The sequence below is a fragment of the Pseudomonas sp. GR 6-02 genome, assembly GCF_001655615.1.
Classification (GTDB): domain Bacteria; phylum Pseudomonadota; class Gammaproteobacteria; order Pseudomonadales; family Pseudomonadaceae; genus Aquipseudomonas.
Map to the genome: position 1 here is coordinate 3,512,295 of NZ_CP011567.1, position 21,399 is coordinate 3,533,693.

Annotated in this window: 12 protein-coding genes; 9 read left to right on the plus strand and 3 right to left on the minus strand. The window is 61.0% G+C overall.

Going from position 1 to position 21,399, the window contains the following annotated elements; genetic code table 11:
• Positions 1-12 precede the first annotated feature (12 nt).
• The 8 genes from treZ to PGR6_RS15460 all read left to right on the plus strand — a co-directional run bounded on the left by treZ (position 13) and on the right by PGR6_RS15460 (position 12,868).
• Positions 13-1,809, plus strand: coding sequence for a malto-oligosyltrehalose trehalohydrolase (gene treZ, locus PGR6_RS15425; protein ID WP_064618153.1), 1,797 nt, complete (start codon positions 13-15; stop codon positions 1,807-1,809).
• Positions 1,806-3,884, plus strand: coding sequence for a 4-alpha-glucanotransferase (gene malQ / locus PGR6_RS15430; protein WP_064618155.1), 2,079 nt, complete (start codon positions 1,806-1,808; stop codon positions 3,882-3,884). Before treZ ends, malQ begins: the two co-directional genes overlap by 4 nt.
• Positions 3,881-6,667 (plus strand): malto-oligosyltrehalose synthase, encoded by a 2,787-nt coding sequence (locus PGR6_RS15435; RefSeq protein WP_064618157.1) that lies wholly within the window; start codon positions 3,881-3,883, stop codon positions 6,665-6,667. The genes malQ and PGR6_RS15435 overlap by 4 nt, the downstream gene beginning before the upstream one ends.
• Positions 6,668-6,688: 21 nt before the next feature.
• On the plus strand, positions 6,689-7,030 hold the full coding sequence (locus PGR6_RS15440) for a DUF2934 domain-containing protein (RefSeq protein ID WP_064618159.1): 342 nt from the start codon (positions 6,689-6,691) through the stop codon (positions 7,028-7,030).
• A gap of 93 nt (positions 7,031-7,123) precedes the next feature.
• Entirely contained in the window at positions 7,124-9,280 is a 2,157-nt protein-coding gene (glgX, locus tag PGR6_RS15445) for a glycogen debranching protein GlgX (RefSeq protein WP_064618161.1), read from the plus strand.
• Between the two features lie 286 nt (positions 9,281-9,566).
• Positions 9,567-10,325 carry a PIG-L deacetylase family protein gene (locus tag PGR6_RS15450; RefSeq protein ID WP_018926126.1) on the plus strand — a complete coding sequence of 253 codons (759 nt, stop codon included), beginning with the start codon at positions 9,567-9,569 and terminating at the stop codon, positions 10,323-10,325.
• Positions 10,326-10,576: 251 nt separating this feature from the next.
• Positions 10,577-11,377 (plus strand): endonuclease/exonuclease/phosphatase family protein, encoded by an 801-nt coding sequence (locus PGR6_RS15455; RefSeq protein WP_018926127.1) that lies wholly within the window; start codon positions 10,577-10,579, stop codon positions 11,375-11,377.
• 426 nt (positions 11,378-11,803) lie between these two features.
• On the plus strand, positions 11,804-12,868 hold the full coding sequence (locus PGR6_RS15460) for an autotransporter domain-containing protein (protein WP_064618163.1): 1,065 nt from the start codon (positions 11,804-11,806) through the stop codon (positions 12,866-12,868).
• A 108-nt stretch (positions 12,869-12,976) separates the two neighbouring features.
• Here the strand turns inward: PGR6_RS15460 and glgB are convergent, their stop codons facing one another.
• From glgB to PGR6_RS15475, 3 genes are all read right to left on the minus strand, one after another.
• Positions 12,977-15,208 (minus strand): 1,4-alpha-glucan branching protein GlgB, encoded by a 2,232-nt coding sequence (gene glgB, locus PGR6_RS15465; protein ID WP_064618165.1) that lies wholly within the window; start codon positions 15,206-15,208, stop codon positions 12,977-12,979.
• Positions 15,209-15,210: 2 nt separating this feature from the next.
• The gene (gene treS, locus PGR6_RS15470) at positions 15,211-18,552 is read right to left on the minus strand and encodes a maltose alpha-D-glucosyltransferase (RefSeq protein WP_064618167.1); all 3,342 of its coding nucleotides are present in this window, start codon (positions 18,550-18,552) and stop codon (positions 15,211-15,213) included.
• A gap of 178 nt (positions 18,553-18,730) precedes the next feature.
• Positions 18,731-20,728 (minus strand): alpha-1,4-glucan--maltose-1-phosphate maltosyltransferase, encoded by a 1,998-nt coding sequence (locus PGR6_RS15475; protein WP_064618169.1) that lies wholly within the window; start codon positions 20,726-20,728, stop codon positions 18,731-18,733.
• Between the two features lie 278 nt (positions 20,729-21,006).
• On the opposite strand from PGR6_RS15475, the gene PGR6_RS15480 reads away from it, so the two are divergent.
• Positions 21,007-21,240: a DUF3203 family protein gene (locus PGR6_RS15480; RefSeq protein WP_064618171.1), complete on the plus strand. Its 234-nt coding sequence runs from the start codon at positions 21,007-21,009 to the stop codon at positions 21,238-21,240.
• Positions 21,241-21,399 lie beyond the last annotated feature (159 nt).

The window sequence follows — 21,399 nt, forward strand, 5'->3', positions numbered from 1 at the left end:
AGGTTTTCAACGATGCCGTTACGGACTCTTGAAACCTGGCCCCACGGCGCAATCATGCTGGACGCTGAACACACGCGTTTTGCCTTGTGGGCGCCAGATGCGTTTTACGTCAGTCTTGAACTGGAAAACGGACAATCCCTGCCGCTGCTGCCTCAGGCCGACGGCTGGTTTGTGATCAAGACCCGCTGTCCCGCGGGTACCCGCTACCGCTACAACATCGATGGCGAACTGGAGGTGCCGGACCCGGCCTCCCGCGCCCAGGCGGGCGATATCGACAGCCCCAGCGTGGTGGTCGATCCCCTCGCCTATCGCTGGCAACACACTGCCTGGCAAGGTCGGCCATGGAACGAGGCGGTGATCTACGAACTGCATGTTGGTGCGCTCGGCGGTTTCAGCGAGGTCGAGCAGCATCTGGCGCGCTTGGTCGAGTTGGGGATTACCGCCATCGAACTGATGCCGTTGGCGCAGTTTCCCGGCGAGCGCAATTGGGGCTATGACGGGGTTCTGCCTTACGCACCGCAGGCCTCCTACGGTTCGCCCGAACAACTCAAACACCTGATCGATACGGCCCACGGCTATGGCCTGGCGGTGATTCTCGACGTGGTCTACAACCACTTCGGCCCGGACGGCAATTACCTGCATCGCTACGCCAAAGGTTTTTTCCGCGAAGACCAACACACGCCGTGGGGCGCAGCCATCGACTTCCGCCGGCGCGAGGTGCGTGACTTCTTTATCGACAATGCGCTGATGTGGTTGCTGGAATACCGCTTCGACGGCCTGCGTCTGGATGCCGTGCACGCCATCGAAGACCCGGACTTCCTTCAAGAGCTGGCGCAACGGGTTCGCCAACATATCAATCCGGCGCGGCATGTGTGGCTGATGGCAGAAAACGAGCACAACCAGGCCAGCCTGCTGGAGCAAGGTTTCGACGCGCAATGGAACGACGACGGTCATAACGCCCTGCACGTGTTGCTTACCGGTGAAACCGATGCCTATTACGCCGACTATGCCCAAAACCCCACCGAACAACTGGCCCGTTGCCTGAGCCAGGGCTTCGTGTTTCAAGGCCATATCACCCGCCACGGTACGCCGCGCGGTGAGCCGAGCGGTCACTTGCCGCCGACGGCCTTCGTGCTTTTTTTGCAGAACCACGACCAGATCGGCAACCGCGCCTTTGGCGAGCGCTTGCATCAACTGGCCCGGCCTGAGGCCCTCTGTGCCGCCACCGTGTTACTGCTGTTGTCGCCGATGATCCCGCTGATATTCATGGGCGATGAGTTCGCCGCCGAGCAACCGTTCCTGTTTTTCACCAGCCACCATGGTGAGCTGGCGGAGTTGGTGCGCGAAGGTCGACGCAACGAATTCGCGGCCTTCAGCGCCTTTGCCGACCCGCACAAACGCGAGCAGATTCCCGACCCGAACGCGATGCAGACTTTCGAAGCGTCGCGGCCGAAGCTGACCGCCACCCGGCAACCGGCCATTCATGAGCTGTATCGTCGACTGCTGCAAATCCGCCATCAACACATCATCCCGCACCTGCCCGGTGCCCACGCGCTGGGGGCGCAGGTACTGGCCGTGGGCGCGGTGACGGCGCGCTGGCGGTTGGGCGATGGCAGTCAGCTGCGCATTGACCTGAACCTCAGCGACGCAGCCGTGGTCCACTCCCCACAGGCCGACGCGACACTGCTGTTCGAATACCCGCCGCACTCGGCCGGTCTGTTGGATCAGGGCACCCTTGCCCCGTATTGCGCGCTCGTCAGCCTCACAGCCGCAGCCCCTTTGCTACCCCCGGATGGAGAGCGACCATGAGCGATGCGCAACTGGAAATACTGGCCAGCCGAGCCGGCCTGGCCGTCGACTGGATCGACGCCAATGGCCGGCCACAGAAAGTCACGCCGGCGGTGCTGCGTTCAGTGCTGGCCGGGCTTGGCCATCCCGCCAGCACCGCCCAGGAAATCGACGCCAGCCTGCTGCAACTGCAGGAGGCACAGCAAACCCGGCACCTGCCGCCCCTGCTGACCTGCGACGTTGGTGTCGGTCTTGATCTGGCCCACTACTTTGCACCGCAAACCCCGTGTGAGATCCATCTCGAAGACGGCTCGCGGCTCAACCTCAAGCTCGATGACAACGCTGTTTTGCCCGGTTTGGTGCCGGTGGGTTATCAGCACGTCAGCATCGACGATCAGTCGTTCACCCTGGCGGTGGCGCCCGAGCGCTGCTACAGCGTCGGCGAAGCCGTTGACAGTCAAACCCCGCGCGCCTGGGGCCTGAGCGTGCAGTTGTATTCGCTGCGCCGCCCCGGCGATGGCGGTTTCGGCGATACCCAGGCCCTCGAAGATCTGGCCCGAGTGGCCGGCGAACGGGGCGCCGAAGCATTAGCGATCAGCCCGCTGCATGCGATGTTCAGCGGCGACACCCAGCGCTACAGCCCTTACTCGCCGTCCAGCCGTCTGTTTCTCAATAGCCTGTACGCAGCGCCCGGCGCGATTCTCGGTGAGCGTGCCCTGCGCACCGCAATCGACGCCACGGGCCTGGCTGGCGAACTCAAGCATCTGGAAACCTTACAGCTCATCGACTGGCCCACCGCCGCCGAGGCCAAGCATCGCTTGCTGGAAGCCTTGTACGAAGGATTCACCCACGGCGCACACCCCTTGCATGCCGACTTCAGTAGCTTCCGTCACGCCGGTGGCGAAGCGCTGGAAAATCATTGCCGCTTCGAAGCGATCCAGGAAGCCCGTGCAAGGCGCGGTGAAAGCCTCGACTGGCGCGAGTGGCCCGAGCAATGGCGTAACCCGCGCAGCGCCGCTCTGGCGCAATTTGCCGAAGAGAACTCGGCCCGCATCGGCTATTACGCATTCTGCCAATGGCTGATTGCGCGCAGCCTGGAGCGCGCACAAACCGCCGCCCGTGGTGCCGGCATGGGCATCGGCCTGATCGCCGACCTGGCGGTGGGCGCTGACGGCGGCGGCAGCCAGGCCTGGAGTCGCCAGGACGAATTACTCGCCTCGCTGACCGTGGGTGCGCCACCCGACATCCTCAACCGCACCGGCCAGGGCTGGGGGATTTCCGCGTTTTCACCCGAAGGCCTGGTGCGTAACGGCTTTCGCGCGTTCATCGAAATGCTGCGGGCCAATTTCGCCCATGCCGGCGGCCTGCGCATCGATCACGTCATGGGCCTGCAGCGGCTGTGGGTGATCCCTAAAGACGCACCGCCCAGCGACGGAGCGTACCTTTATTATCCGGTGGATGATCTGCTGCGCCTTCTGACCCTCGAATCCCATCGGCATCAGGCCATCGTCCTCGGCGAAGACCTCGGCACCGTGCCTGATGGCCTGCGCGAAAAACTCATCGCGCGCTCAATCCTCGGCATGCGCGTGCTGTTGTTCGAACAGGACAACACACACTTCAAACCGATTCTCGACTGGCCGGACAACGCCCTGGCCACCACCAGCACCCACGACCTGCCGACGCTCAATGGCTGGTGGCATGGCCGCGATATCGACTGGAGCGCACGCCTGGGCCTGGTCGACGCCACGGGTGAAATCGAATGGCGTCAACATCGCGAACGCGAGCGCGAAGGCTTGCGCCGGGTGCTGAGCCAGGACCCACAGAACTTTCGCGAAGAGCACCATGAAACCGATCAGGTGCTCGACGCCGCCATCCGGTTCCTCGGGCATACCCGCGCGCCGCTGGTGTTGCTGCCGCTGGAAGATGCCCTGGGTATCGAACAGCAGGCCAACCTGCCCGGCACCACCGACACCCACCCCAACTGGTCCCGCCGATTGCCCGGCGACAGCGAAAGCCTGCTCGATGATCCGGACGCCGCCCGCCGCCTGGAACTGCTCGCCTGCGCGCGACTTCAGGCGGCCGAGCGTGACCAATGAATCAACCGCTCAGCCAGCCGCTGCGGGCGACCCTGCGGCTGCAATTTCATAAAGGCTTCACCCTGGATCAAGCGGTGCCACTGGTGCCGTATTTTTCCAGCCTGGGCATCAGCCATCTCTATGCCTCACCGCTGCTCGCCGCCCGCGCCGGCTCCATGCACGGCTACGATGTGGTAGACCCGACCACGGTCAACCCTGAACTGGGCGGCGAAGCGGCGTTACGCCGTTTGGTCGCTGCGTTGCGCGAACAGAACATGGGGCTGATCCTCGATATCGTTTCCAACCACATGGCCGTCGGCGGTGGCGACAATCCCTGGTGGCTCGACCTGCTGGAATGGGGGCGGCTGAGCCCTTACGGCGAGTTCTTCGACATTCAGTGGCACTCGCCCGACCCGTTGATGGAAGGCCAGTTGCTGCTGCCTTTTCTGGGCAGCGACTACGGCATCGCCTTGCAGGACGGCACCCTGCCCTTGCGTTTCGATGCCCGGCGCGGCGCCTTTCATGTCGAGCACTATGAACACCACTTCCCGATATGCCCCACCGACTACGGCGAACTGCTCAAGGCCAATGACCAATTGAATGCCAAGCAGGCTGAACGGCTCAAATCCCTGGCAGACCGCTTCGACACCTTGAGTTATCAGTCCGACGTGTACAGCCTGGCGATTCCACTGAAAGCCGAGCTGCGGGAACTGGCCAGTGATCCAGCCATTCTGCACGCCATCCAGCACACCCTCGACACTTACGACTCGCTCAATCCCGACGGTTTCCAGCGCCTGCATAACCTGCTGGAGCGCCAGAGTTATCGCCTGGCCAGTTGGCGCACCGCGGCGGACGACATCAACTGGCGGCGCTTTTTCGATATCAATGAACTGGGCGGCCTGCGCGTCGAGCGGCCGGCGGTGTTCGAAGCAACCCATGCAAAAATCTTCGAGCTGGTGGCCGAAGGTCTGGTCGACGGACTGCGCATCGATCACATCGACGGCCTCGCCGACCCGCGGGGCTACTGCCACAAACTGCGACGTCGAGTTGATCGACTGGCACCCGGCCGACACCTGCCGATCTACGTCGAAAAGATCCTCGGCGAAGGCGAAACCCTGCACCGCGACTGGTGCGTCGATGGAAGTACCGGTTACGAATTCATGAACCAGTTGTCGCTGCTGCAACACGACCCCGAAGGCACCCAGACCTTGGGTGAACTCTGGAGCCGGCACAGCGAACGGCCCGCCGATTTCCGCCAGGAAGCACAACTGGCGCGCCAGCAGATTCTCAACGGTTCCCTCGCCGGGGATTTCGAAAGTGTTGCCCACGCCCTGTTGCAAGTGGCCCGGGACGACCTGATGACCCGGGACCTGACCCTCGGCGCGATCCGGCGGGCCTTGCAAGAACTGATCGTGCACTTCCCGGTGTACCGCACTTACATCAGCCCGTTGGGTCGCGCGGCCCAGGACGAGGTGTTTTTCCAGCAAGCCATGGCCGGTGCCAGGCAAACCCTTGGCGAGGCCGACTGGCCGGTGCTCGATTGCCTGGCCGGCTGGCTCGGTGGCCAACCCTGGCGCAAGCGCCCGGTGGGCCGTCCACGCAAACTGCTCAAGCATGCGTGCGTGCGCTTCCAGCAACTGACCTCACCGACAGCGGCCAAAGCGGTGGAAGACACCGCGCTTTATCGCTCGGCGGTGCTGCTGTCGCGCAACGATGTCGGCTACAACACCGAGCAGTTCAGCGCCCCGGTTGCCGACTTCCATGCCGCCTGCGCCAATCGCCTCGCCGAATTCCCCGACAACCTGCTGGCCACCGCGACCCACGACCACAAACGCGGTGAAGACACCCGCGCGCGGCTGGCGGTGTTAAGCGAGCGCAGCGCCTGGTACGCCGAACAGGTCGAGCACTGGCGAACCCTCGCGGGCGAACTGCGCAGCGACCCCGGCGCGCCCTCGGCGGGCGACGAGCTGATTCTCTATCAAGCAATCCTCGGCAGTTGGCCACTGGAATTGTGTAGCGACGATCAACCTGCGCTCGAGGACTACGCCAAACGCCTCTGGCAGTGGCAACGCAAAGCCCTGCGCGAAGCCAAGTTACAAAGCAGCTGGAGCGCATCAAACGAGGTGTATGAACAGGCGACCCAAGGGTTTCTCGAACGCCTGCTGCTGAGCCCCGAAGGTCAGCCATTGCGCGCGGCCATTGATGCAGCCGCTCAACGCATAGCCGTCCCGGGTGCACTGAATGGATTGGCGCAAACCTTGCTGCGAATGACCGTGCCGGGAGTGCCGGATCTCTATCAGGGCAACGAGTTCTGGGACTTCTCGCTGGTCGATCCGGATAACCGCCGGCCGGTGGATTACGTCAGCCGTCAGCAGGCCATGCACCTACCGCTTGACCTGCCCGCTCTGTTGGCGAACTGGCGTGACGGGCGCATCAAGCAAACCCTGATCGCCCGGGCGCTGAACCGGCGTGCCGAGCATGCCGAACTGTTTCAAAAAGGCACTTACCAAGCCCTTGAAGTGATTGGCAGCCAGGCTCACCGGGTACTGGCGTTTGCTCGAGAATGGCAGGGAAAACGGGCAATCGTGGCCGTACCGATACGTTGTGCCGGACTGCTGGAAAACAGTGCCGCCCCCCGGATTGACGCGTCGCTGTGGGGCGATACCCGAATCAAATTGCCGTTCACGACCACCGAAGAAAATCTGAAGGGACTTTTTACCAGCGTCGCAGTCACAAAACACAAGGAGCTGATGGTCGGCGCCGCGCTGGGGGATTTCCCGGTCAATCTCTTTACCCAAACTTGAGTTCAGTTCAGGAGCATTGCGATGAGTACCGACGAAAAACGCGTTCGCGAATTTGCCTATCAAATCTGGGAATCCGAAGGAAAACCCGAGGGCCAGGAGGCCCGCCATTGGGAGATGGCCTGCAAACTCGCCGAGGCCGAAGCCCTGGCGCCCGGCAAACCAGCCAAAGCGAGCAGCAGCAAAACCGCAAGCAAGCCCGCGGCCAGCAAGCCCGACGGCAAGCTGGTCAATGGCAAGGGCCTCGAAACCAAACCCCGCGCCAAGCCCAAAGCCAAACCCGCTGCCGCTTCGGCAGTGATCCCGCCGGGCGAAAAAACCACCGTGAAAAAGCCGCGCACCGCGCGTAAACCACCCGAGGTCTGACGCTTCACTGTCTTGTCCTGATTGACTTCGTGGCGAGCCCGCTCGCCACCGAGAGCGCATTCGCCCTCGAAAAATACCGTTGCAGGAGCAGCTATGACCAGTCCAAAGAAAACCGCGCCCGAACCTCACGAGGCCTCGCGAATCCGTGAAGGCTTGCCCTTCCCGCCAGGCGCGACCTGGGATGGCCTGGGGGTCAATTTCGCGCTGTTTTCGGCTAACGCGACCAAGGTCGAACTGTGCATCTTCGACGATGCCGGTGAGGTGGAACTTGAGCGCATCGAGCTGCCGGAATACACCGATGAGACCTACCACGGTTACTTGCCCGACGCCCATCCGGGTCTGATCTACGGCTATCGCGTGTACGGGCCGTACGACCCGGCCAACGGTCATCGCTTCAACCCGAACAAACTGCTGATCGACCCCTATGCCAAACAGTTGGTCGGCCAATTGAAATGGTCCGAAGCGTTGTTCGGCTTCACCATCGGCCACCCCGACGCCGACCTCAGTTTCGATGAGCGGGACAGCGCGCCTTTCGTGCCCAAGTGCAAAGTGATCGACCCGGCCCACACCTGGGGCCATGACCATCGGGTCAGCGTGCCATGGGACAAGACGATCATTTATGAGACTCACGTACGCGGTTTCAGCATGCTTCACCCCGCCGTTCCCGAGAACCTGCGCGGCACCTTCGCCGGGTTGATGGTCGATGACGTGCTGGAACACATCCGCAAGCTCGGCGTATCGACTGTGGAGTTGCTACCGATCCATGCCTTCGTCAACGACCAGCATCTGCTGCACAAAGGCATGACCAATTATTGGGGTTACAACAGCATTGCGTTCTTTGCCCCGGACCCGCGCTACCTGGCCAGCGGCAAGATCGCCGAGTTCAAGGAGATGGTCGCGCACCTGCACGAGGCCAATCTGGAAGTGATCCTCGACGTGGTCTACAACCACACCGCCGAGGGCAACGAACAAGGCCCGACCCTGTCCATGCGCGGCATCGACAACGCCTCTTACTACCGCTTGAGGCCCGACGACAAACGCTACTACATCAACGATTCCGGCACCGGCAACACCCTGGACCTGAGCCACCCGTGCGTGCTGCAAATGGTCACTGACTCGCTGCGTTACTGGGCCACGGAAATGCACGTGGACGGTTTCCGTTTCGACCTGGCAACCATCCTCGGCCGCTACCATGACGGCTTCGACGAACGGCACAGCTTCCTCGTCGCCTGTCGCCAGGACCCGGTGCTGCGTCAGGTGAAATTGATTTCCGAATCCTGGGACTGTGGCCCCGGCGGTTATCAGGTCGGGAACTTCCCGCCGGGCTGGGTCGAATGGAACGACAAATTCCGCGACACCGTGCGCGCGTTCTGGAAAGGTGACGACGGCCAGCTCGCCGACTTCGCCAGCCGCATGACCGCCTCCGGAGAGATGTTCAACCAGCGCGGCCGTCGACCGTATGCTTCGCTGAACTTCGTCACCGCCCATGACGGCTTCACCCTCAACGATCTGGTGTCGTACAACGACAAGCACAACGAGGCCAACGACGAGAACAATCAGGACGGCAGCAACAACAACCTGTCGTGGAACCACGGCGTCGAAGGCCCCACCGACGATCCCGAGATCAATGCCCTGCGCCTGCGGCAGATGCGCAACTTCTTCGCCACGCTGCTGCTGTCCCAGGGTACGCCGATGCTGGTGGCCGGCGACGAGTTCGCCCGCACCCAGAAAGGCAACAACAATGCTTATTGCCAGGACAGCGAGATCGGTTGGGTCAATTGGGACATGAGCGAAGACGGCAAGGCGCTGCTCAAGTTCGTCAAACGCCTGATCAAGTTGCGCCTGGCCTATCCGATCCTGCGGCGCGGGCGCTTCCTGGTGGGTAATTACAACGAGGACATCGGCGTCAAGGACGTGACCTGGCTGGCCCCGGACGGCAGCGAAATGTCCAATGAGCAATGGGAAGAAGGCCACGGTCGCTGCATGGGCATACTGCTCGATGGCCGCGCCCAGGAAACCGGCATTCGCCGCAAGGGTGCCGACGCGACCCTGCTGCTGGTGGTCAACGCGCACCATGACATCGTCAACTTCCTGCTGCCGGAAGTGCCTGACGGTGGTTTCTGGACTTGCATGATCGATACCAATCAACCGTCGATTCGGGGCCAGGAACGCTTTGAATTTGGTCGCCAATATTCGGTTACTGGCCGTTCGCTGCTGTTGTTTGAACTGCAGCATGAGGAAGAAGAGTGAGAGTGATCACCATAATATCTGTAGCAGCCTCGCAGGCTCGGCAGCTGCTACCAAGGGACGGTTTCGGTGACTTTTTGCGAAGCCTGACACAGCCTGGGTTAAAAAAACCGCATCAGACCAAAGGCTGAGGCGACGAATAGCGTTTCATGGGCAATACTCTGACCGCGGCAATCCAGGGTTCGGAGCGCCGCACATTGCTATCTACCCGCCTTCACGGGTCTGCCAGGCTTGCTCCCGCAAGCATTGCGCACGACTGAGGGCCAGACAGAACAAGGACGTAGCGCCTATGAGACCGGTTTCCATCAGCGAAAACAGCTTGCCTGCGCAGATCTGGAACAGCGCCCCACAACTGGACAACATCCCCGTCATCAACACCGAAACACTGGTCCCTGCTGGAGCTCGCGCGGTGGTGATCGCCCCGCATCCCGGCGATGAAGTGGTGACTTGCGGTGGCCTGCTGCAACTGTTGTGCTCCCTTGGTCATCCTCTGCAACTGATCTCGATCACCGACGGCAGCGCCAGCCATCCGGGGTCGCGTCAGTGGTCGGAAAAGCGCCTGAGCGTGTTCCGCCCCCAGGAAAGTGTCGAAGCCTTGCGTCGACTCGGCTTGCCGATGCACAGCCTGAAGTGGATTCGCGGCGGCTTCACCGACAACGCTCTGGCCGAGCGAGAGTCTGAATTGACCCAATTCATCGTCCGCTACCTGCGCCCCGGCGATGTGGTGTTCACCACCTGGCGCGAAGACGGCATCGTCGACCACGACGCTGTCGGCCGGGCCAGCGCCAGGGCTGCCGCCCTGGTCGGGGCGACGCTCAACGAAATACCGGTCTGGGCCTGGCACTGGCCGATGCGCGAGCACGGGCTGATCCCCTGGCATCGCGCGCGCAAGCTACGCCTCGACACCTGGACTGTCGCGCGCAAAAGCCACGCCACCTATGCCTACGCCAGCCAGCTCGACGGCGAACCGGCGATCGGCATCGCCCCGCTGCTGCCACGAGTGATTCTGGAACGCATGCGGTTGCCGTATGAAATTGTGTTTGTCTGATCGGACTCGCTCGTAGCAGCTGCCGAGCCTGCGAGGCTGCGTTCGGCGGCGTAGCCGTCGTAAAACCGGAACTTACGGTGCATCAGGCAAACCGCGTCAGCCGGATTCACGACGGCTACGTCCGAATGCGGCCCACACCGAACGCTGCCTCGCGGTGCTCGACAGCTGCTACGGGTGTGGTGAATGTGTTTGAACTGCTCGCCCACGCATCAGTCGCATACATACAGCAGCCCTGATTCAGAGGAGTGAACGTGACCCACGATGCCGAACGCCAAGCCGTCGAATCAGTGCCATCGAACACGCCCCCGGCGATTCGCCGACTCAGAGTACTGACGGTCAATACTCACAAGGGTTTCACCGCCCTCAACCGACGTTTCATTCTCCCGGAACTGCGCGAAGCGGTACGCAGTACGTCGGCGGACCTGGTGTTTCTGCAGGAAGTGGTCGGTGAGCATGACCGGCATTCTTCCCGTTACAACGACTGGCCACCGACCTCGCAGTACGAATTCCTGGCCGACAGCATGTGGAGCGATTTCGCTTACGGTCGCAACGCGGTCTATCCCGACGGCCATCACGGCAATGCCCTGCTGTCGAAATACCCGATCCGCGAATTTCGCAACCTCGACGTCTCGATCACCGGCCCCGAGCGGCGCGGCTTGCTGCACTGTGTGCTGGATGTGCCGGGCCATGCCGAAGTGCATGCCATTTGCGTGCACCTGAGCCTGTTGGAAAGCCATCGACAACTCCAGCTGCAGTTGCTCTGCCTGTTACTCGAATCGTTGCCAGAGGACGCCCCGGTCATCATTGCCGGCGACTTCAACGACTGGCAGTTGCAAGGCAATGCCACCCTCGCCCGACGCGACTACCTGCATGAAGCATTCGAACGCCACCACGGCCGCCCGGCGAAAACGTACCCGGCACGGTTTCCCCTGCTGCGCCTGGACCGCATCTACCTGCGCAATGCCAGCAGTCATGAGCCGCGCATACTCGGCTACAAACCCTGGACGCACCTGTCGGACCATTTGCCGCTGGCAGTGGAGGTACGCCTGTAACACCGTCAAACGACAGGCGCCAAGAACTGCAGCCTGAAGCAGAAAAAATGACAGTAATCACGTCACGGACTTGCTCATGGATTTTGCACTGTTCATCCGTCACGCAACCGATAGCCCACTACCCAATACGTCTGGACTGCACCTTTCAGGATGATTTTTCGTACAAACAACAACTTAGATCGGCGCCAATAATCAGTCACTTACAGAGTCTGAAATAGCCGTACCACTTATCGGCCATTTTCTTGACGCAGCGTCATCGGTCTTCTTAGCTAGTCCTTACTACCCCCGGAAATCCATCAGGGGCAAGCCTCCAGACACCCGTAAAACGGGCGGGTCGGACCTTGCCTCAATCCATTCGGTCGCCCCTCATTCGGGGTAGGAGAGACGCCACAGCGAGATACGCATGCGATTGCAAGGTAGACCTCCATGAGAACTTCATTCACCCCACAAGAGATAAAATTCACTTTTTGCGTTGTCTCCGGTTCACTCCTGCTGTGCTCATCCATGGAGGTGCGAGCGTCGTCTGCCGAGGACGAAACAACGCCCTGGTACAGCCAGCAACTGCCGACAATTACCTTGCCCTTCGGCTTGGCCACGTATCCCGACCGCTTACGCGTCAACTCAGACTTACCCAGCTCACGCCTGACGATCGAAGACGCCGCGCCCTTGGCCTGGGATCACGCCTATGGCCCGACGTCGCGGCAGGCACAAACCGATTATCTGACCCAGGGCACGATCCCCGGAGCCAGCGAATTCAAAGGCCCGGCACTCCTGACCGTGCAAAGCAACAGCGGTAGTATCCAGCGGGTCGGACTGATCGGCGGCACCGCTCAATTCCAGGGCAACGACAACGGCCTGCTGACCAGCCGCGCCCTCGCCGACCCCAGCCATGACACGCTCAACCTTCAAGGCCAAAGCCTGGGTGCCTACTGGAGCCTGACCGGGGCGCAAGGCTGGCACGTCGACTTGACGGCCAGCGGCGGCCGGGTCAGCGGTTTTAGCCGCAACGACCAGGGCGTGCGACAAACCACCGAAGGCAGCGCGATGACAGTGTCGGTGGAAGGTGGTTTCCCGATTGGCCTGGGCGACAACTGGGTGGTTGAACCCCAGGCGCAGTTGATCAATCAACGCATCACGCTGGATACGCCATATGCCGGGTCAGGCAACGCCTCGTCCAGCGACCTGACCTCCTGGAGCGGTCGGGTCGGTGCACGCTTGAAAGGCAATTACGATATCAACGGCCTGCCGGTCGAACCCTATGTGCGGACCAATTTGTGGCACACGGTGTACACGGGCAACACAGTGAGCCTGGATCAGGTCGACAAAATCAGCAGCAGTCGCAATTCATCGACAGTAGACGTGGGTCTGGGGTTGGTGGCCAGAGTGACGCCTTCGGTCAGCCTGTATGTCAGCGCCGACTACAGCAGCAATGTGGTTGAAAATGATTTGAACGGGTTGATTGGCAGCCTTGGGGTGCGGATGCGTTGGTAAAAAAATCAAAAGATCGCAGCCTTCGGCAGCTCCTACGGTTCAACGTTGTCCCGCCCACCTGGGGCGACCCGATCCTGTAGGAGCCGGCGAAGCCGGCGATCTTTTCGATCAACCCTCCGGTCGCAGAATCAACACCGCCAACGGCGGCAAATTCAACACCAGGGAAAGTGCCTGCCCATGGCTCGGTTCCTCCTCGGTGAACACCCCGCCACCGTTACCGTAATTGGACCCGGCATAGGTGTCGGCGTCGCTGTTGATCAACTCGACCCAGCGCCCGGCAAACGGCACGCCGACGCGGTAGGACTGACGCGGCACCGGGGTGAAGTTGGCCACCACCAATACCGGCCTGCCCTCCTTGCTCCAGCGTAGCCAGGCATAAACGCTGTTGATCGCGTCGTCGCCGATCAACCACTGGAAGCCCTGCGGTACATCGTCCTGATCGTGCAGGGCAGGCTCTTCGCGATACAACCGATTCAAGTCGCCGACCAGCTTGCGCACACCCTGGTGTTCCGGATATTGCAGCAAGTACCAGTCCAGCTGCTGATCGTGATTCCACTCCCGCCACTGGCCGAACTCGCAGCCCATGAACAACAGTTTCTTGCCCGGATGGGTCCACATGAAACTCAGGTAAGCCCGCAGGTTGGCAAACTTCTGCCAACGGTCGCCGGGCATTTTGTCGATCAGCGAATGCTTGCCGTGTACCACTTCGTCGTGGGAAATCGGCAGGATGAAACGCTCGGACCAGGCATACACCAGGCCGAAACTCAGTTCGTTGTGATGATGGGCGCGGTACACCGGATCCTGCTGAATGTAATGCAGCGAATCGTGCATCCAGCCCATGTTCCACTTATAGGCAAAACCCAGCCCGCCCTGTTGTGTGCTCTGGCTGACACCCGGCCACGCCGTGGACTCTTCGGCAATCACCAGTGCGCCCGGTGCTTCCAGAGCCACTACGTCGTTGAGATGACGCAGGAAATCGATGGCCTCCAAATTCTCCCGACCGCCGTGACGGTTGGGCACCCACTCGCCAGCCTTGCGCGAGTAATCGCGATACAGCATCGACGCCACTGCGTCGACCCGCAGTCCATCGACATGGAAATGCTTGAGCCAGTGCAGCGCCGACGCCAGCATGTAGCCGTGCACCTCGGTGCGGCCCAGGTTGTAGATCAGCGTGTCCCAGTCCTGGTGAAAGCCCTCCATCGGGTTGCCGTATTCGTACAGCGCGGTGCCGTCGAACTGCGCCAGGCCATGGACATCGGTCGGGAAATGCGCCGGCACCCAATCAAGGATCACGCCGATTTCGGCCTGGTGACACGCGTTGACGAAAGCGGCGAACTCATCCGGCGAGCCGTAACGGGCGCTCGGGGCAAACTGCGACAACAATTGATAACCCCAGGAGCCACCGAATGGATGTTCCATGATCGGCATCAGTTCGATGTGGGTGAAACCCAGCTCTTTGACGTACGGAATCAGCCGCTCGGCCAGTTCAGGCCAGGTGTACTGACGGGCGACTTCGCCCAGGTCATCCAGCTCGCATTGCCAGGAACCGGCATGCAACTCATAGATCGACAGCGGTGCACTGGTTCGCTGACGCTCGCTGCGGGACAGCATCCAGTCCTGGTCCTGCCAGTCGACTTTCAGCGGCGAGGCGATTTTTGATGCGGTATCCGGCGGCAGCGCGGTGGCCAGAGCCATCGGGTCGGCCTTGAGCGGCAGAATGCCGTGGGCGCCGAGGATTTCGTATTTGTAGGCCTCCCCCGCTTGCAGGCGCGGGATGAACAACTCCCAGACCCCAGTGGGATGGCGCAGGCGCATCGGATGCCGACGACCGTCCCAGACGTTAAAATCGCCGACCACCGAGACCCTTCTGGCGTTCGGCGCCCACACGGCGAAGCGCACACCCTCCACGCCATCGACTGTCTTCAGTTGCGCGCCGAGGCAACTGCTCAGATCCCGGTGATTGCCCTCGGCGAACAGGTACAAGTCCATCTCGCCGAGTAACGGGCCAAAGCTGTAAGGGTCTTCGGCGAGTTGCTCACCGCCGGCCCAACGGGTTCGCAGCAGATAAGGCTGTGCCCGCTCGAAGTGCCCGACGAACAACCCCGGCGTCTGGGTCGCCTCAAGGCTGCCGAGTTCTTCACCGGAGGCCTTGTCCACCACCTGCACGCTCAAGGCGTCCGGCAGATAGGCCCGAATGAATTGCCCGCCAGCGCCATCGCTGTGCGGGCCGAGAATTGCGAAGGGATCCTGATGTTCGGCGCGTACCAATGCGTCGATATCCCGCGCCTTGGGCAGCAGCGCCTCTTTAATGTGCCCCTGTTCCTTGTTCGAGAAACTCATGACTACTCTCCACCAAGATCGGAAAAGGGTTTAAGCCCACTCAATAATCCATATAAGCCGTGCAACGGCACCGGTAGCCAAGTGGGGCGGTTTTCAGCCTCATAGGCCACTTCGTAAGCCGCCTTCTCCAGACCGAACAACGCCAGCGCAGCATCCTCGCCTTCAGGATCTTGCCATGCATGAGCAAGACTAGCTGCCGCCAGCCGATAAGCGTCGACAAATGATTGTCGCGCCTCTCTTAAATAACGCTCGGCAACCCTTTGACGCGCTGCCTGAGCATCCGCCGTGTTATCGACGTTGTGCACGTTGATCGCCATCGCCGCGGCATAATCGAAGGAGCGCAACACGCCGCTGACGTCTTTATAGGGGCTGTGTTTGCCACGGCGCTCATGCAGCGGCCGCGCGGGTTCACCCTCAAAATCGATCAGATAAGCATCACCCTTGATCACCAGCACTTGCCCCAGGTGCAAGTCACCATGGACGCGGATACGCAAGCCGCCAGCGGCCTTTTTGCCCAGCTCCTGGATATGTCCGAGGATGGCTTTCTTGTTGTCCAGCAAGCGGCTGACCAATGTCTGGTCCGCCGCGCTCAGTTCGGTTTGATGTTGCTTGAGCAGCTTCAGTGCATGCTCCAGCTGCGCCGCCACGTCCTTGGCCGAGGCCAGGGCATCTTTCTGACTCATGATGTGTGGGGCAAAGTCCGGGTTGGCGCTCGGGGTCGCCAGTACCTGATGCATCTCCCCCAGGCGCTGGCCGAGCATGCCGGCAAAATCCTTCAGCTCGCCGAGGGCGTTGTAGTGCTGCTCCTGCTCGGACACGGCATCGGCGAGTTCGTCGCGAAGCGCCCGTTCGAGGTTGTTCTGGGTCCATTCCCACGCGTCGCCCTGATTGCTCAAGTAACCTTGGGCGATCATCAACAGCGTGTCCTCGCCCGCCGCATCGCGACGAATCACCGCTCCCAACAGCGGCGAAATATTTTTGAAACCGGCATGGGTCAGGTACGCGCTCATTTCCAGTTCCGGGTGCACCCCTGACGCGACCTTGCGGATTAGCTTCAGCACCAGGCTGGCGCCGATCACCACCGAACTGTTGGATTGCTCGGCAGACAGGTAACGCACCTGCGACTCGGCACTCAGCCCCAGTTTGGCCAATTCATCAGTAGGCTCGAAACGGATCTCGCCACCGTCCGAGGGCAACACCGTACTGGCCTGCATGCCCTGCAACACTGCATGAACAAAGCTGTCGAGGCTGAAGGCGTCGGTGATCAGGCCGACCTGGCGACCGCGACGGACCCTGGCCAGCGCCAATTGCTGCGGCAACGCGGCGCCGACCTGTTCCTCGGAAATAAAGCCGAATGGCAATTGATAGCGGCTGGTCTGGCCAGCGCTGGTGACGTCGATTTCACTCAACAGCACCGGATGCTGCGGGTCGCCGAAGCGCACGCCGTAAGCGAGGTTGACGCTGTCGATGGTGCCGTCCTTGCCGGCGAACCAGCGGCGATTCTGCAACCAGCTCGGCAAAATGCCCTGCTCCAGTGACTGCCGAGACGGCGCTTCGAGCAGCTCTTCCATGCGCTGCTTCAGCACCAGCGTGGTGAAGTCCGGCAGGCTTTGCGCCGGCTCCACGTGCCAGCTCGGCATCTGGTTCTCCGCTGCCAGGCCGAACCAATAGAAGCCGTAAGGCGCCAGCGTCAGCAGGAAATTCAACTGACCGATGGGCGGGAACGCGTTGCCGCCGAGCATCTCCACCGGAACCATGCCGACATACGCCGACAAATCCAGCTCCGCCGCTTGCGCGCTGCGGGACACGTTGGCCACGCACAGAATGATCTCGTGCTTGCCGTCCGCGCCGGTGAATTCACGGGTGTAAGCCAGGATCCGGCGATTGCTCGGCGACAGCATCTTCAGCGTGCCGCGACCGAAGGCCTTGGACTGCTTGCGTATCGCGAGCATGCGCCGGGTCCAGTTCAACAATGAATGAGGGTCGCCGGCCTGGGTTTCGACGTTGACCGACAGATAGCCATACTGCGGGTCCATGATCGGCGGCAACACCAGACTGGCCGGGTCGGCGCGGGAGAAGCCGCCGTTACGGTCGATTGACCATTGCATCGGCGTGCGCACACCGTCGCGGTCGCCGAGGTAGATGTTGTCACCCATGCCGATTTCATCGCCGTAATACAGGGTCGGCGTGCCGGGCATCGACAGCAACAGACTGTTGAGCAGCTCCACGCGACGACGATCACGCTCCATCAACGGCGCCAGACGCCGACGAATCCCCAGGTTGATCCGCGCCCGACGGTCGGCCGCGTAGTAGTTCCACAGGTAATCGCGCTCCTTGTCGGTGACCATTTCCAGGGTCAACTCATCGTGGTTGCGCAGGAAAATCGCCCACTGGCAGTTGGCAGGGATTTCCGGAGTCTGGCGCAGAATGTCGGTAATCGGGAAACGATCTTCCTGGGCCAGCGCCATGTACATGCGCGGCATCAGCGGGAAGTGAAACGCCATGTGGCATTCGTCGCCGTTCTGGCCTTTGGCGTCGGTGTTACCAAAATACAGCTGAGTGTCTTCCGGCCACTGATTGGCCTCTGCCAGCAGCATGCGATCGGGGTAATTGGCGTCGATCTCGGCGCGGATCTGCTTGAGGACGTCGTGGGTCTCGGGGAGGTTTTCGTTGTTGGTGCCGTCGCGCTCGATCAGGTACGGGATCGCGTCCAGCCGCAGGCCGTCGATGCCCATGTCGAGCCAGTAGCGCATCACCGACAGCACCGCTTTCATCACTTGCGGGTTGTCGAAATTCAGGTCCGGCTGGTGGGAATAGAAGCGGTGCCAGAAGTACTGACCGGCCACCGGGTCCCAGGTCCAGTTGGACTTTTCGGTGTCGAGAAAGATGATGCGGGTGCCGTCGTATTTCTGATCGTTATCGGACCAGACATAGAAGTCGCGGGCCGCCGAGCCGGGCTTGGCCTTGCGCGCGCGCTGGAACCACGGGTGCTGGTCCGAGGTATGGTTGATGACCAGTTCAGTGATCACCCGCAGGCCGCGTTCGTGGGCCTCGGCAATGAAACGCTTGGCATCGGCCAGGGTGCCGTAGTCGGGGTGCACGCCACGGTACTCGGCGATGTCGTAGCCATCGTCGCGTCGTGGCGAGGGGTAGAACGGCAACAGCCAGATGGTGTTGACGCCCAGATCGGCAATGTAATCGAGCTTGGCGATAAGGCCGGGAAAGTCGCCGATCCCGTCATTGTTGGAGTCGAAAAAAGACTTAACGTGAACCTGGTATATCACCGCATCCTTGTACCAGAGCGGGTCTTTGATGAAGGTGGCTGACCTGGGTTTCTTCGCCATTTGAAACTCCTGTTTAATTCGAATAAAACCGCCGGACCTGTGGCGAGGGAGCTTGCTCCCGCTCGGCTGCGAAGCAGTCGTAAAACCTGCAAATGAGGTGTGACTGACATATTGTCTGGGGCCGCTGCGCGACCCAGCGGGAGCAAGCTCCCTCGCCACAAAAGCCCCCTCGCCACAGTCAAGAAGCGGTAATCCGCCAAATCCCGAACGGCAGATGCCACGGTTCGATCCGCATGAACTGGTACTTGCCGTGCCAGGTCCAGCGGTGACCGTTCATCAAGTCTTCGCCTTGGGTGCTGGCATCGTCGGGCAGGCCCATTTCCCACAGCGGCAATTCAAAATTCGCTTCCTGGGCGTTATTCGGATCGAGGCTGACGGCCACCAGAATGAAATTGCTGCCATCCTCACTGCGCTTGCCGAAATACAGAATGTTGTCGTTCCAGGCGTTGTAGACCTTCAGGCCCAGATGCGTGTGCAGCGCCGGGTTCTGCCGGCGGATGCGGTTGAGCTGGGCGATTTCGGCAATGATGTTGCCCGGCGCGTTGAAGTCCCGCGGGCGGATCTCGTACTTCTCGGAATTGAGGTACTCCTCCTTGCCCGGCACCGGCGCCGCTTCACACAGCTCGAAGCCCGAATACATGCCCCATAACCCGGAACCCATGGTCGCAAGCGCCGCGCGAATCAGAAAACCGGGGCGCCCGGAGTCATGCAGGAATGCCGGGTTGATGTCCGGCGTATTGACGAAAAAATTCGGCCGGTAGCATTCACGCCATGGCGACTCGTTGAGTTCGGTGAAATAAGTCGCCAGTTCGGTCTTGGTGTTGCGCCAGGTGAAATAGGTGTAGCTCTGGGAGTAACCGACCTTGCCCAGGCGCGCCATCATCGCCGGCGTGGTAAAGGCTTCCGCCAGAAAAATCACCTCGGGGTACAGCGCCCGCACATCGGCGATCAACCACTGCCAGAACGGCAACGGTTTGGTGTGGGGGTTATCAACGCGAAACAGCTTCACGCCCTCTTCGACCCAGCCCACCACGATGTCGCGCAATTCAACCCACAGGCTGGGAATCGCATCCACGGCATAGAAATCGACGTTGACGATGTCCTGATATTTCTTCGGCGGGTTCTCGGCGTATTTGATCGTGCCATCCGGGCGCCAGTTGAACCAGCCCGGATGCTCTTTGAGCCAAGGGTGATCCTGGGAACACTGAATCGCAAAGTCGAGGGCCACTTCCAGCCCATGTTCGGCGGCCGCCGCGACGAGCCGGCGAAAGTCTTCGCGGCTGCCCAGTTCCGAGTGAATCGCCTCATGCCCGCCTTCTTCGCTGCCGATGGCGTAAGGACTGCCCGGGTCGTCGGGGCCGGCGGTCAACGAGTTGTTCGGGCCTTTTCGATAGCTGCGGCCGATCGGGTGGATCGGCGTGAAGTACAGCACGTCGAAGCCCATGTCCTGAATCATCGCCAGCCGCGTATGCACGTCATTAAAGGTGCCATGACGGGCCGGATCATCCGTGATCGAGCGTGGGAACAATTCATACCAACTGGCGAACTGCGCCAACTCCCGCTCCACGTCCACCGGAAATTCAGGACTCAGACTCACGAAGGGACGATGATCGGCCTGGGCCATCAAGTCCGCGCTGCGTTGGTGCAGAAACAAGGCAACCTGCTCGGTTTCGAGCAGACCGGACAACTCATGGTGCAACGCCGCCAGCTGCTCGCTGAGGAGGCCTTCACTGCGTTCCGCTGCCTGCTTGACGTGCAGGCGCCCTTCCTGCAATTCCAGGCTGACCGACATGCAGGCCCCGTGCTTCTTTTTCAGCTCATAACAAAAACTGGCGTACTGATCGATCCAGGCTTCGATACAGAACGCATAGCGGCCCTGCTTCTTGACACGGAACTGGCCCTGCCAGCCGTTATTGCCCAACTCGGCCATCACCTCGCTCTGCCAGGTGTCGTCGCCTTCGGCACGCCAACGGATGCGCACGGCCAGTTTGTCATGACCGTCGGCAAACACTTTGCTGGTCACCACCACGTCCTGATCGACCACGGCTTTAACGGCAAATTGCCCGCCGTCGAGGGTCGGCATGGTGTTTTCGATCACGATACGCGGCAGCAGCAACGCCTGGGACAGCGGTATATGCGGGTTGTAGCTCAGTTCTGTGGGTTTTTCAGCGGTCATCGAGCATCTCTCCTTACGCCCCAAGGACGCTCTTGTGCCTGGTCATCACTCACACGAAGCGATCTGCCCCGAGATGAACTCAAGGGTATGAACACACATAAGTTCCGAGCCACAGGCGCCGGCAAAGTTCAGAGGGATTTGCCAGGTCCTTCGAGGAATCAATCCCCCGGGCACGGGTCAACCAACTTAAGCACGACTCACGCCATCTATCGGTTGCACAGAACAATCACCGGCAAATGCGCCCTAACACTTAACGAATCCGCAAAAAGGCCTCCTCCATGACCGTGCGCATCGACAACCAGACCTGCTTCTTCATCACCGAAAACGGCGAAGAAATTCGCCTTTGCCCTGATATCACCATAATCACTGACGAGGAAAAATCCATGTCGGCAATGGAACTCGACGGCCAGCGCTTCTACATCACCGAAGCAGAAGCCGACGCATTGACCGTAGCAGGCGCCGTGGACGGTCGCCGGCATTTGAAGGCCACGAACAGTGATTCGGTGATTTGACTGACCGGCATCAACACACCCCACCAGCGCCTGACCTAGGTACTTGCAGCCCGCCCTTGCGGGTGCATCAAGTTGTCGCAGGCGGGTGTGGGCAGCCCATCTGATCCGCTTTTTATTGCGTTAGCTGAGTCTGTTATGCAAACAGATCGCTGGTCATAG

What these genes read in the sequence shown, in the direction of transcription:
- treZ (WP_064618153.1), top strand. Translation starts at nt 13, where the DNA reads ATGCCGTTACGGACTCTTGAAACCTGGCCCCACGGCGCAATCATGCTG.
- malQ (WP_064618155.1), top strand. Translation starts at nt 1,806, where the DNA reads ATGAGCGATGCGCAACTGGAAATACTGGCCAGCCGAGCCGGCCTGGCC.
- PGR6_RS15435 (WP_064618157.1), top strand. Translation starts at nt 3,881, where the DNA reads ATGAATCAACCGCTCAGCCAGCCGCTGCGGGCGACCCTGCGGCTGCAA.
- PGR6_RS15440 (WP_064618159.1), top strand. Translation starts at nt 6,689, where the DNA reads ATGAGTACCGACGAAAAACGCGTTCGCGAATTTGCCTATCAAATCTGG.
- glgX (WP_064618161.1), top strand. Translation starts at nt 7,124, where the DNA reads ATGACCAGTCCAAAGAAAACCGCGCCCGAACCTCACGAGGCCTCGCGA.
- PGR6_RS15450 (WP_018926126.1), top strand. Translation starts at nt 9,567, where the DNA reads ATGAGACCGGTTTCCATCAGCGAAAACAGCTTGCCTGCGCAGATCTGG.
- PGR6_RS15460 (WP_064618163.1), top strand. Translation starts at nt 11,804, where the DNA reads ATGAGAACTTCATTCACCCCACAAGAGATAAAATTCACTTTTTGCGTT.
- glgB (WP_064618165.1), bottom strand. Translation starts at nt 15,208, where the DNA reads ATGAGTTTCTCGAACAAGGAACAGGGGCACATTAAAGAGGCGCTGCTG.
- treS (WP_064618167.1), bottom strand. Translation starts at nt 18,552, where the DNA reads ATGGCGAAGAAACCCAGGTCAGCCACCTTCATCAAAGACCCGCTCTGG.
- PGR6_RS15475 (WP_064618169.1), bottom strand. Translation starts at nt 20,728, where the DNA reads ATGACCGCTGAAAAACCCACAGAACTGAGCTACAACCCGCATATACCG.
- PGR6_RS15480 (WP_064618171.1), top strand. Translation starts at nt 21,007, where the DNA reads ATGACCGTGCGCATCGACAACCAGACCTGCTTCTTCATCACCGAAAAC.